The sequence below is a fragment of the Pseudoalteromonas sp. BSi20495 genome (assembly GCF_000241185.1).
Lineage (GTDB): Bacteria > Pseudomonadota > Gammaproteobacteria > Enterobacterales > Alteromonadaceae > Pseudoalteromonas > Pseudoalteromonas fuliginea.
Genome location: NZ_BADY01000009.1, coordinates 1 through 13,281, shown reverse-complemented (window position 1 = coordinate 13,281; position 13,281 = coordinate 1). Strand labels below are relative to the sequence as shown.

The following is a 13,281-nucleotide window of genomic DNA, read 5'->3' as shown; positions in this document are numbered from 1 at the left end:
TCGATTGAGCCATCACCTCCCCATCCCGAACAACACAGTCCTCACCGTTAGCAATAAAATTTTAACATCTAACATACTTGAATGATGTTTAATATAATGAATATCGTACTTGTGTTTCCAAATCGCATCTTCCACAGATGCTCCATAAGGATAGCTGACTTGAGCTAAACCAGTCACTCCTGGTTTTACTGCATGGCGAAAGCGATAATAGGGAATTTCTTTTTCTAAATCCTTTATAAAAACTTCTCGCTCAGGTCGCGGACCCACTATAGACATTGTACCTTGTAATACATTTATAAGCTGGGGGATTTCATCTATGCGTGTTTTACGGATAAATTTACCCACTTTAGTTACACGTACATCATTTTTTGATGCCCATTGCGCTCCGTTCTTTTCTGCATCACTCCCCATAGACCTAAACTTATAAACTTTAAATTCTTTATTATATTGGCCTGTTCGTTTTTGTTTATATAAAACAGGTCCGGGACTTTCAATTTTAATTAATACTGCAGCAATTAAAGATAATGGCAAAGTGACAATAAGTAACACTAAAGCACTTATAAAATCAATGAAACGCTTAGTTACTTGTGTACGCTTGTTTGATAATATTGAAAATGCTTTTTGATGCAAGAAATAGCTACTATGGAGCAAACGTACCTCTGTATATTTAAGCCTATCGTCTAAGTAACTAACTAATGGCTCAACCCAAGCACCACATTCAGTCGCATTCACTAAAAAATGCCGCTGTTCTTTAGTTAAGTGAGCGCTTAGATAATGACATACTACTTTCTGAGTGAAATCATGAATTGAATAATCATTAATAACAATATCGAATGAGTAATCGTTAATGATACTTCCAATTTTATTAGCACTTTCAGGAGGGCAAAACACATAAATGACACTTTGTTTAAGCGCTTCTGATTTAGATTTAAAACTATTAGTAATAAAAACAGACTCCATTACATCTAAATTGCTGGCGGAAGAGTGCTTTTCAGCTTCGACTGTTTTAACTTCCGGACTCATAGTTGGCCTTCCACTTATATTGATTACTTATTGTACAATTCAAAAACTTTCAAATAAAAAGCGCATTTATAAATCAGCTTTCTAAATTTAATTAAATTAAAGGCTTACCGCTAAATTGTATTTTAGCAGTTTTCTATCTCAGCTTTATTTAAATACGCTGAGACACTTTTTCCTAAATTGAGACAGTCAGTTTAGACTACCTCATTACAATTTCTTGGTTTAGTACTTTTTATAAAAAGTGCCCAATAGGCCTTTAAAAGTAACACTAGGCTTTATCCTTACTCAAAAAATTTCTCATCAACACTAACATTGTACTCAATATTCCACCTACCATGGTTCCCAATATTACAATAAGTGCACGCTTAGGCTTAAACTTCTCTTCTGGCACTAAGGCTGGATCTATCGTTTTAAATACATACTCGTCACGAACATTTGCAAACATTATTGTTTTAGTTTGCTCTTCTACGAGTTTATATAAAACAGCACGTATATCCGCTATTTTAGTTTGTTGTATTTGTTTAATTAAAAAGTCGGTGCTTTTGTTTGCCTCAAGTACGTCGCGTTGTTTCATGGTGGCGTTTATATCTTGAATTAACCAATCTACCCAGTTTTTTGCAACATAAGGCGATACATGCTCTATGGTTATTTTAACCAAGCCAGTTTCTTTATCTTTATCTGCACTAACAATTTTACTAAATTTTTTGTAAGCTTCTTGCAACGAAGGCTCGGGTTTAAAGGGAGCCTTTACCTCACGCGCCCACTTGCTTTGTTCTACAACATAAAGCTCGTCGTCGAAAATAACTGTATTTGTTTCACGGTTCCATGCTTTAGCCGCCATTAAGTCTGGCATTATATTGTACTTTTGAATAAATTTGCTAGTAAATTGGCGCGATTTTAGTACCTCAAGCGCCATTTGCGTTTTATCAACACCGCCACCTGAACCCAAATTAACACCGGCCAAACTAGCAAGCCCACCAAACTGACCAGCTAATGCGCCCAAACCACCCTGTTGGTCTTGCTCTGCAGGAGCAAGTAGCGCCTCCGATTTATAAATATTGGGCTGATTAATGGCGTAAAAAACAGATGCAACAGCAAATAATGCTGTGATTGCGATAATTATCCATTTACCTTGCCAAATTGCAGTAAATAACTCACGAAGGTCAATTTCATCATCAGCGACTATTTGCTCGTTTTTTTGTTTTAGGTTATTTAAACTATTTTCCATGTAAATCTCAGTTCATTCTGCGCGGTGTAAAGCCGTGCCTACTTAATTTTTTAAATACAAGCGCGATGTAAAATCCCGCCTACGAACAAGCACGGCGTAAAGCCCTGCCCACCTTAAAAATGTGCGCGATGTAAAATCCCGTCTACAAACAAGCGCGGCGTAAATCCCCGCCTACTTTAAATATGTGCGCGATGTAAAATCCCGCCTACGAACAAGCGCGGTTTTACGCCGCGCATAGTTATTAAATACCGCTTATTGCTGCTACTGCCACACCAAGTTGATAAAGTATCTGTGTAGCTGTACTCCAAAGCGTTAACTTGTCCATATGGCCAGCGTCCATTGGTATTACTATAGTATCGCCTGGTTCCAACTGCTCAGAATTATTAGCGGCAAACCAGCCTCCGGTATGAGGTATTTTTACAGAGCCATTTGCTTTTATAATGTAAATACGCTCTTCGTCGGCACGCTCTTTTAAGCCACCACTTAGCGTTATATAATCATCAACACTAACACCAGACTTATATAGATGTGATGTTGAGTAGTTAACTTCACCAATTACACTAATAGAGTCGCGTTTGCTCGGCACATAAAGCGTATCACCATCTTGCAGTACTAAATTTTGTTGATTATTAATTATTAGTGGAAGGTCAATAACTAAACGGCCTAATGCCTCTACGTTTGCTAAGTCATTAAGTAGCTTATTCATTTCTTCGTACGAGAGTGCGTTACTACTTACTGAGCTTTCAAAACTTTTTGAAGCAATATCACGGCGCAATTCAGTAGATAATCGCGCAAGTTGCTCTTCCTCTTGCTGTTTGATAGATGTACGAGTAAATACTGCAGCTTTTTGCTCTGCAAACATTGAAAAACCACCCGCTCGCTCTAGCAGCTCAGTAAGTGTTTCACCACGGCGTATAGTATAAGTACCTGGAAATTTAAGCTCGCCTTTTAATTCTACTTTTACATTTTCTTGCCAGTTTGGAATAGCAAATACATTTAGACTGTCTTTGCTTTGTAGCTTAATACGACTTTGTGTATTACCGTTGATTGCTTGAGTAAAGTTTATTTTTAAGTGTTCAATTCTTGAGGCATCACCATCAATCATGCGAGTAATTTCGGCCTGTTTGGTATAAGCCGACTCTTGCAAGCCACCTGCAGCGGTAACTAAACTTGCAACGTCGCCATCCACTGTTAGCGGATAAACACCTGGATAGGTAACACTGCCATTAATTTTTACTAACTGGGCAGCTTGCTCGTTAGAAGCTTGGCGCTTTAGTTTATCGATTACTGGCATTAGCAAATTATGGCGGCTGAAAAATGCGTATTCTTCAAGATAGAGCTTAGAATTTTTCAATACACCAATGTATTTTTCAAATTCTTTTTGCTCAAATTTATGCCACTGCTCAGCTTTTTGTTGCTGTTTTTGCTGCTCCTGGCTAAGGGCCATATTTGCTAAAGCCGATTGCTCAGCCTCTTTTTCTTCAAATCGGCTAAAAATAATGATTTTATCATTAGAATTAAGCTCTAAGTCATTCAATCTATTTTTAATTATTGCTTGCGCTACATCGAATTGATGCACTTCTATATCGCCGTTTATATTTATTTCGCGGATTACGAGTCCGTAGCTTAAATCAGCTTGCGGGAGTAAATCACCGCGTACTGATTTTAGAACATCGGAAATACGTTTCCCCTGGTACCATTGATAATTACCAGGACGTGCTACAGCACCAATTAAACTAACTGAGTTTTTATATTGTTCACTGATAGAATTAAAACGAATGCGATCACCATCTTGCGGGATATAGTTAATTTGTGATTTTGAAAAGTCTACCGACAACACTTCTTTACGATCGAAATTAAAACGCTCTACAACTACATTTGTTGCATATGCATTAGGCTTAAGGCCTCCAGCCATTGCTAATAACTGCTTAGCAGACTCACCTTCTTTAAGTTCAAAGATAGCGGGACGTTTTACTGCACCTTCAACTCTTACTTGAGCGCCAACGGATGGTATAAATACGGCATCACCAGGCTTTAATACGATATCGTTACTGCTATCGCCATTAATGAGTAAGTCGTAAAGGTCAAAATTTGCAACGACCTTGCCTGCGCGTTTAACTTCAATATTACGCAGTGAAGCAATATCAGACACTCCACCACTTACAAATAATGCGTGCGAAACAGTTGTTAACGAAGAAACGCTGTAGCTACCCGGCTTATATGCTTCTCCTAACACTAAAATACGCATGCTACGAAGTTGGCCAAGCGATACAAATGCTTTTACACCAATAACTTCTTGCTCTACTTTTACTTTTATTAGTTCTTTTACTTCAGCAAAGGTAAGGCCAGCCACTTCTACAGGGCTTAGATCTGGGATACTAATACGTCCTTCACGGTCAACTACGACTTCAAAACTGTCACTTTCTTTACCGTAAAAGTTAATTTTTAATTGATCGCCGGGGCCTACAATGTATGTGTCGGGCACTGCTGCACTTTCACTTGGCATAAATGTTGTAGGTTCACCTGCAAATAGCGCATAACCAAAAGGCTTTATTTCGTCTATTTTTGGTTTAAAGCGCTCTTCATCTGTAAGCTGTTCCGGTTCAGATTCTGAGCGTTGGCCGATAGTCGACTGTTCAGCTTCAACCTGTTCGCTTGATTGATTTTTACCCGTGATTGTAGATACATCTACACCGTATTGCTTTGCTAGGGCTTCTTGTTGAGCTTTTGGCAATTTTTTTAAATTGCTCCAATTGTGACGCTGTTGGCGTAAAAGCCAAAGTGCTAAAGCTACAAAGTAGGATAAAAGCACTAAAAAAACATGTTAAAACTTTCACGAGTAGGTATATCCCTAGTTCTACAACCAAAATCGGTCGCCATAATACATTAGTTTTACACAAATAAAAAAGGGGCATTCGCCCCTTTTTTCATTTTAATGTTATTTAAATTCGTTAGTGAAGTTAAAAACTGTAAACTAACGTGAATGACGTTTCAGTATCAGTGCTTTCTTTATCATCAGCAACATCTGAGTTGTTGGTTACATTAAAAGCAACTTTCATTTGTAATGAGCCATTAATTTTTGCAAGTAGTGCAGTTTCTGAACGCGTTTTAGTGTTTGTATCACCGTACTCTACAGCAATTAACTGAGTAAAGCGCGCATTATCAGAGATCTTCCAGTTATAATCTAACTTACCTAGAGCAATCACCTCACCTTCAAACTCACCAGCAAGTAAATCGCCGTTGTCGTCAATTTCAGTGCTGTCATCTGGGTATTCGAAATATTTATAACCTGGACCAATTTCAGCACTTAGCCACATGGTTTTTTCGTTTAATAAACGTAAACCATAACCAGCAGAAATTACTGATTCACTTCGGTATGCGCCAAAGTAATCTGACACGTGTGAACCATAAATGAATAAGTGAGCATGCTTTTCATTTAATTTGTAATTACCTTGCGCAGAAATAGAGTATTTTTCGTTGGTACGCTGCTTATCTTTATTACCGTCAGCATCTTCAACTTCATCTTCTTTGAAGATTCCATCGATTTTATACTCATTGTTCCAGTTTTCTAGATTGTGCTGTACTTTAATACCACCTTTAAGCGTGGTTGTTTCTGTATTACCACTGGTAATAATAGCACCAAGCTCACTGGTAACTTCCCACGTTTTTTGATCTGCATCTTCGGCAAATGCGTTAGTTGCAGCAGAGGCTGCAACTAACATTGATAAAAGCTTTAATTTCATTAAAAAAATAACCTATTTAAAATTAGTCTTGCTTGTGTAAATGAACATCCATTTGTGGAAATGGAATTGAAATGTTTGCGTCGTCTAATGCAATTTTAATATTTTCCATTAGCGAGAAATATGTTGGCCAGTAATCCGCACTGTTAACCCAAGGACGCACTACAAAATTAACACTCGAATCACCTAGCTCAGATACAGCAACTGTATAAGCTGGATCTTTAAGTAGACGCTCTTCTGCATCTAACACTGATTTTAATACTTCTTTTGCTTGACGTAAATCAGCATCGTAACCAACACCGATAACTAAATCGATACGACGAGTAGACTCACGTGAGAAATTAGTAATAGCACCCGACATAATTTGTGAATTTGGCACAATTATTACTTTATTATCTGGAGTGCGTAGTTCAGTTGAGAATATTTCGATTTTTTTAACAGTACCCATTTTACTACCAGCTTCAACAAAATCACCTGATTTGAATGGACGAAGTAAAATAATTAGTACGCCAGATGCAAAGTTAGACAATGAACCTTGAAGCGCTAAGCCAACAGCTAAACCTGCGGCACCTAAAATAGCGATGAATGACGTAGTTTCAATACCAATTTGCGAAAGTGCCATTAAAATAGTGACAGCAAATACAAGTGTATACACAATGCTTGAAACAAATGAGCCAACCGCTTTATCTACGTTCTTTTTAGCAAAACCTTTTTCAGTTAAGTTAGAACAAAACTTAGCAATACGACTACCAAGTAAAAAGATAACAAGCGCAACAACCGCCTGTATACCGTAATGTAAAATTAGGCCTGAGTTTTCGTTCAGCCAGTTTAATATTGAATCCATAATCACTCCAAATAGTTTTCATTAAGCGTTTTTTCAGCCAACATTATACATTCATTTACAATTTATTCTCAAAAAACAATGAATTTTCACTATAAAAAACGCTATGTTTATATAAATTAATATATAAAAGCGACAATATGTTTCATATTTATTGAGTATTTATCGTTTTTTTAGAAGGTATGCGCTGTTTCTTAATCATTCGCACTTACTAATAAAGAAAGTAAGACTTAAATATTTCTTCTCCCTTTACTAATCTCGTTCGTTACACGTTTTGCCCCCAGTTAAATGGCCTAAAGTAGCCATATTTAAGCACTAATCAACCACCACCTTACATACTGTATTTACGCATTAGTTATTTTTTTTGATTTTTTTCACTTTTAGGCTTCACAAGATTTATTATTTTATGTATTATGCGCGCCACACCAAACAAGGTGTGTTGTGGCGGTTGTAGCTCAGTTGGTAGAGCCCCGGATTGTGATTCCGGTTGTCGCGGGTTCAAGCCCCGTCAATCGCCCCAATTTTCTCCTTTTTTTTAATTTTTTTGTATAATTATTTCCCCAGTAATTTTAACTAACTAAAAATACAATAAATTAAAGTTCCTGCATTTTCTCGTCTGAACAGCTAAATCAGTATTAAAACCAATTTTTTTAAAAACGACCAATTTATCGAATTAAATCACTCTAAAACGTTGTTAAATTTTATTTAGAACAACTCGGGCGTGTTGACCTTTCGTGATTGACTTTGCAGCATGCTGTTTGGTATTTAGGCAAGGCAGAGCCTATGTAGTGTGGTTATTTCCCATAAATAGGCGATAACGCAGTATAAATGCCAAACATGCGCTGCCCTTTGGGTTCAATCCACAAAGGTCAACACGCCCTAAATAACGAAATTTATGCTTTGTTATCAAGCTGTTTTATTATCGCTATAATAGGCCACTAATTTTATGATATTGATTTAAAAAGCTGGAAGATATTAACATTTACATTTTTGAAATAATGTTTTCATTTACTTTACATGCCTATAAAAAGTGCTAAATTATTACCTACTACCATCATTTTATTAGGGCTTGTTTATCTTTCGAGGTTAGATTTGCAGCGGCGTGTTTGGTTTTTAAATAAGGCCCGTTAGCATGACTGGGCAGCTTTGCTCGGTTTTGATTTATTCTTATAGGGATGTAAGCCATTAGAGTAACGCAGGAGCAGTTACCGAGCCCACTAAGCTACAAACCTTGCGCCGCGATTAAGTCGCCCCTAGATAGAACAAATTTCAATCCGCAAAGGTCAACTGACCCTAATGGCAATAAAGCAAAAAATTTCTTATAGGATATTCGATAAAACATGATTAAACAGGCTCTAGCACATTTACTGTGTGGTTTTTTAACTGTAGTTAGTGTTAGTGCTCTGGCTAAAAATGACGAAAGCTACGCTAAATTGTTAACTGAACTACAACAATTAATTTCTGATCATAAGTTTCAACAAGCCTACAAAAAAAGTCATATTGAAAATCAATATTTAGGCGAGCCTGCTTTTGACTTTTTGTTAGGAGTTTCCGCACTTAAAACAAACCAACCAGCTACAGCAGTCTTTGCTTTTGAACGTGTAGTTGAGGCAAGCCCGCAATGGTACGAAGCTCGCCTACATTTAGTTCGAGCTTATTTAATGGTTAAAAATTTACCCGCAGCAGATACTCAAGCGCTAATACTTATTAACGCGGCTAATACACCTAAAAATATAAAAACGAGCGCGCAATCACTACTTGATGCTGCCATTGTTGAACAGCAACGTGCAGGGCGCTCTTATACACAAAATATTCAACTGGCTTTTGGTGTGGATGACAATGTAAATGCAGGCACAGCCGAAGATACTATTATCATACCTAATTTAGGCGAATTTTTACTGTCGCCAGACAGCAAAAGTACTGATGATAACTATATGCAGCTTAAATATAGAGGGAGCTATTCTCATCCTCTGGACCAACAAAGCTTATTAACGTTAAGTGTTAATACTGCATGGTATAAGTTTGAAGCGTTAGAACAATATGACCGAGTTAACACACACATAAATGCAGCTTATAAACACAAACAAGATAAGCTAAGTTGGTATGTACAAGCTGCTGTAACACCATTAATACTTGATGGCGAACTTTATAGAACAGAATCGTCGCTCGTAACAGGGGCTGATTTTAAATTATCTAAAAAGTCTCGCTTATTTGGGGCTGTTTCTTTTGGTGTAATGAATAATAAACTTGATGAAAAACTCGATAACACATTTATTGCACTAAACGCAGGAACTAGTTATGTATCTCAACGCTGGTTTCAGAGTGTGAGTATTAATATCAAAACTGAAAATGCGGATGTACCTGCGGGTAAATCAAATAGTCGTAATATACTTGGCATGTATTATCAGGCTAATTCTCAGCTTGCTGAACATTGGCAACTACTAACACTTGCAGGATATCAATGGATTGATTACCAAGATGAACATCCTTTATTTTTAAAAGACCGTGAAGACAATTTACTGATGCTTACAAGCACCATACGTTATTTAATAAACGACGATTTAGCTATACAACTGGCGGCCAATTACCAAGATAAAACCAGTAATATATCTTTATTCGAATATGACCGCTTAGATGTTAACTTAAGCGTTTCTTACTCATTCTAATTTAAGGTACTTATGAAACTTTTACTCCCTGTGATAACAACCTTACTTTGTGTGAGTTTTAATGCACAAGCCGCCAATCCTGCTGGTAAAACGATTCTTGCCCGAGGTACTGTTTTAGCTCTAGATGCTAACTCCGAACAGCAAAGACAATTAAAACGCAGAGACACTGTATTTGGTGTAGATCGCATAACTACTGGTGAAAAAAGTAAAGCTCAGTTTTCAATGTCTGACGGTGGCTTGATTGCGCTAAAAGAGAATTCGGTGCTTAATATTGCTAATTATGAATTTGATAGTAATACCCAACAAGGTTCTGCGTCAATTGAGTTACTTAAAGGTGGTTTGCGTTCGATTTCGGGAGTGATTAAAAAAAATGGTGGCTCTTATAGCGTAAAAACCCCTGTTGGATCTATTGGTATTCGCGGTACACATTTTGAAGTTCAGTTGGTTGAAGGCGATGTGTTTTTAGCTGTTTGGGAGGGCGCAATAGATTTAACACTCGAAAGCCAGCAAGTTGTTTCTTTAGGCAGCGATGAAGCGTTTTCCTTTGCGCAAGTAACGTCTTCTGGTGAAGTATTCACAAGTATTAGTGCGTCGCGCGTTTTTGATCAAAATATAACAAGTATCGATAGCCCAAGTGAAAGTGAGGATGAAGAAAGTGAACAACAAACGGCTACTGCCTCGCCCGATCCTGTTACTGAGATTGTAGTAGAAAGTAACTTTGATTCAGAGACAGTTATTATTGCTGATGTTTATTCTGAACAACAATATCAAACGGTTAGTGATGCATCTTTGGTTGATCAAATAGCACAACGCCAAGGCGTTTTTAACTATCAAGCGACAAGCTTTGGAGTGAATTCTAGTTTAGGTGCAGTGACTGACTTTGCAATGACCATGGCGGTTGATTTTGATAATGGTACGGTGCCCAAGGGTGAAATTAGCTTTAGCGATACTGGTGGTAATTGGTATGCAGCTTACAGCGGCCTAATAGATATAAGTAAACTTGATTTAGCTGTTACCTTTGCATCTCATGGCAATAACAAAGCGGCTGGCGATATTGAGGCGATTTTTTTGAATGGTTTAGATACGATTACCGGCAATTTTAATCTCAATGAAATAAATAATCCTAATGTAAATGCTAATGGCTCCTTTAGGTTAGAACCATAAACACATTGGACACAGCGCTTTTTATTATGGAGTATTTAAAATGATAGCAAAAAATATATTTTTGCTTGGTGCCATGGCGTTTATATTAAGCGCCTGTGGTGGCTCAGAAGACACCACTGCACCAGAAGCTTCACCAAGTTCGAGTAACGAAGCAACACCTCAGCCTATTTCAAGTAACCTCAACTTAACGGGAGTTACTGCTAGTAATCAATCGACCAAATTTAAAGTTTCAGGTGTTTCGACGTCAAGTAGAGCATTTGTTAGCGATGTAGTTGCTAATTCACAGGCTGATATTATATTTGCGCAAAAAAATGAAGTTGTGCAAGGTAATGTAACGTTTTCACTTGCGGTTTCAGATCCCGATGGTATTGCTACAGTAAGCTTGGTATTACCAAGTGTAGATAAAAGCATCGCACTTTGTTCTGAACTATGTGGCTTAAGCTTTGAACAATCAATTATCGGCTTTAACCCTTATTTTTATGGTGAAAAAGCGGGCGATCTTCGTTTAGAAATATGGATAACCGATAATTTAAATAACCAAGTACTTGCTGACGCGACTACATTTAGCTGGCAACCCCATCAAATTGAAGGCATTACGGCGCAGCGTAATGATCAAAGTATTGATCTTTCATGGCAAGCCAATTCAGACCTCAATCGCTATAACGTTTATTTAGCAACTCAAGCTGGTGTGACTCCTGAAAATATTAATACGCTCGAAAATGGGCAACAATTTCTAAGCTTATCCAATTCAGCTTTTAGCTTTGATGGATCGCTTGTTGATAAAAGCTATCAAATACTGATCACTGGCATTGATGGCAGTGGCGAAAGTGGTTTTGCTGAAGCAATAAATATAGCCCCTATTGGTGGAGAACTAAATTTTGCCCCGAATGCGCAACCCGATCAATTTCAAATTAATGAAGATGAAAGCTTACAAGGCAATGTAGTTGCTAATGATACCGATCAATATATGGGTGAATTGCGCATAAATTTAGATGCGCTAGTGCAACCACAGCACGGTACGTTAAATATAAATGAGTCTGGTGAGTTTAATTACACACCAACGGCCAATTTTAATGGTGAAGATGCTTTTAGCTATCAAGTGGTTAATGAGCTTGATATGACAGACATCGCTGTTGTTGAAATTGTTGTTAATCCGATAAATGATGCACCTATTGCACTTGATAACAGCTATAGCATTCCACTTGATGGTAATTTGAATATTGCATCACCAGGCTTACTTGCCAATGATAGTGATATTGATTTAGATAGCTTAACGGTTGATACCTCACCTATCACTGAACCAAAAAGAGGACGTTTGACTTTACGCGCAGATGGTAGCTTTGAATACCTTGGTGAAGTAGATATGCGCGGGGAGGATAGCTTTCAATATCGTATTGTTGATAGTCAAGGTGAGCAAGCTATTGCCAATGTAGTTATCATCGGCGCAGCTGAAAATATGCCACCGATTGCGACTAACGATAGTTATAGTTTAAGTGAAGACAGTACATTAGTTGTTGAAGCTATTGCTGGTTTACTTAAAAATGATACAGATCCTAATAATGACAACTTTTTTGTTGATGAAAACTTTATTGTTGCGACTGTTCATGGCCAATTATTACTTGCAACTGATGGTAGCTTTACTTATATACCCGATGCTAATTTTTTTGGTGTAGATCAGTTTCAATATCAAATAATTGACTCTCAAGGTGCTACAGCTCAAGCCAGCGTAACGTTAACAATTAATAGTGAAGCTGATAATCCGATTGCCCAAAATGATGAGTATTTATTCAGACCAAATAAGTTGCTTGAAGTTAACGTTGAAAGCGGCCTGCTAGTTAATGACATTAATATTGAAAGCGGTGACCTTTATGTTAATACCGTACCGGTTGTGGCTGTAAAAAATGGCGAGCTTAATCTTAATACTGATGGCTCTTTTACTTATCAACCGAATCAAAATTTTGTAGGTGTTGATAGCTTCACTTATTTAGTTTCAAATGAACAAGGCCTTGCGGCGAGTGCTCAAGTAATATTAAGTAAAAGTGGTGTGAATACTTTGCCAAGTGCAAATAATGATACCTTTACACTAAATGAAGATAGTCCAGTGACGTTACTTGATGTACTGGCTAACGATAACGACTTAGATGGCGATGTAATTAGTATATCTCGTATTGAAAACACGATTGGCCAAGCTGTTATTGTCGATAAAAAAATAGAATTTACACCACCAGTCAATTTTAATGGTGATATAACGCTAACTTATAGTATTACTGATGGAAATACCTTAGAAAGCACCAATGCTAATGATACAACAGCAACAGTAACTATCACGGTTATCCCAGTAAACGATGCGCCTATTGCAAACGCAGATACAGCAACAATGGCCGAAGATGCCGCCCCACTACTAATTAATGTGCTCGCCAATGACACCGATATTGACGGAGATACCTTAACAATAACCTCTGCAGCTACTGACTTAGGGTCGGTATTAATTGTTGGTAATCAACTTCAATATACACCTGCTATAAATAGTTATGGCGCAGCAACCGTTTTATATTCTGTAAGTGATGAAAACCAAGGCACTGCCTCGGCAAGTTTGTCGATTACAATCACACCTGTAAACGA

The 13,281-nt window shown here is 37.5% G+C and carries 8 protein-coding genes and 1 tRNA gene; 4 read left to right on the top strand and 5 right to left on the bottom strand.

Annotated features, from left to right (window positions below; translation table 11 throughout):
- Window positions 1–12: 12 nt before the first annotated feature.
- From P20495_RS19145 to P20495_RS19165, 5 genes are all read right to left on the bottom strand, one after another.
- Window positions 13–1,023 carry an exopolysaccharide biosynthesis polyprenyl glycosylphosphotransferase gene (locus P20495_RS19145; protein WP_008133559.1) on the bottom strand — a complete coding sequence of 337 codons (1,011 nt, stop codon included), beginning with the start codon at window positions 1,021–1,023 and terminating at the stop codon, window positions 13–15.
- A 265-nt stretch (window positions 1,024–1,288) separates the two neighbouring features.
- Complete coding sequence (locus P20495_RS19150; protein WP_008133558.1) at window positions 1,289–2,248, bottom strand: Wzz/FepE/Etk N-terminal domain-containing protein; 960 nt, start codon at window positions 2,246–2,248, stop codon at window positions 1,289–1,291.
- A gap of 241 nt (window positions 2,249–2,489) precedes the next feature.
- A complete protein-coding gene (locus P20495_RS19155; protein ID WP_008133557.1) occupies window positions 2,490–5,060 on the bottom strand; it encodes an SLBB domain-containing protein in 2,571 nt (856 codons plus the stop codon).
- 148 nt (window positions 5,061–5,208) lie between these two features.
- On the bottom strand, window positions 5,209–5,991 hold the full coding sequence (locus P20495_RS19160; protein WP_008133556.1) for a YdiY family protein: 783 nt from the start codon (window positions 5,989–5,991) through the stop codon (window positions 5,209–5,211).
- Window positions 5,992–6,013: 22 nt separating this feature from the next.
- Window positions 6,014–6,832 carry a mechanosensitive ion channel family protein gene (locus tag P20495_RS19165; RefSeq protein WP_008133554.1) on the bottom strand — a complete coding sequence of 273 codons (819 nt, stop codon included), beginning with the start codon at window positions 6,830–6,832 and terminating at the stop codon, window positions 6,014–6,016.
- A gap of 441 nt (window positions 6,833–7,273) precedes the next feature.
- Between P20495_RS19165 and P20495_RS19170 the strand changes: the two genes are divergently transcribed.
- The 4 genes from P20495_RS19170 to P20495_RS19960 all read left to right on the top strand — a co-directional run.
- Window positions 7,274–7,349: transfer RNA gene (locus tag P20495_RS19170), tRNA-His, on the top strand.
- A gap of 820 nt (window positions 7,350–8,169) precedes the next feature.
- Complete coding sequence (locus P20495_RS19175; protein ID WP_008133549.1) at window positions 8,170–9,495, top strand: DUF2860 family protein; 1,326 nt, start codon at window positions 8,170–8,172, stop codon at window positions 9,493–9,495.
- 12 nt (window positions 9,496–9,507) lie between these two features.
- Window positions 9,508–10,659: a FecR domain-containing protein gene (locus P20495_RS19180; protein WP_008133547.1), complete on the top strand. Its 1,152-nt coding sequence runs from the start codon at window positions 9,508–9,510 to the stop codon at window positions 10,657–10,659.
- Window positions 10,660–10,699: 40 nt separating this feature from the next.
- On the top strand, window positions 10,700–13,281 hold a 2,582-nt coding region (locus P20495_RS19960; protein ID WP_033014877.1), incomplete at its 3' end, for an Ig-like domain-containing protein.

Bases quoted from the DNA above. Each gene is read 5' to 3' on its own strand.
- P20495_RS19145 (WP_008133559.1), bottom strand. From the start codon at position 1,023: ATGAGTCCGGAAGTTAAAACAGTCGAAGCTGAAAAGCACTCTTCCGCC.
- P20495_RS19150 (WP_008133558.1), bottom strand. From the start codon at position 2,248: ATGGAAAATAGTTTAAATAACCTAAAACAAAAAAACGAGCAAATAGTC.
- P20495_RS19160 (WP_008133556.1), bottom strand. From the start codon at position 5,991: ATGAAATTAAAGCTTTTATCAATGTTAGTTGCAGCCTCTGCTGCAACT.
- P20495_RS19165 (WP_008133554.1), bottom strand. From the start codon at position 6,832: ATGGATTCAATATTAAACTGGCTGAACGAAAACTCAGGCCTAATTTTA.
- P20495_RS19175 (WP_008133549.1), top strand. From the start codon at position 8,170: ATGATTAAACAGGCTCTAGCACATTTACTGTGTGGTTTTTTAACTGTA.
- P20495_RS19180 (WP_008133547.1), top strand. From the start codon at position 9,508: ATGAAACTTTTACTCCCTGTGATAACAACCTTACTTTGTGTGAGTTTT.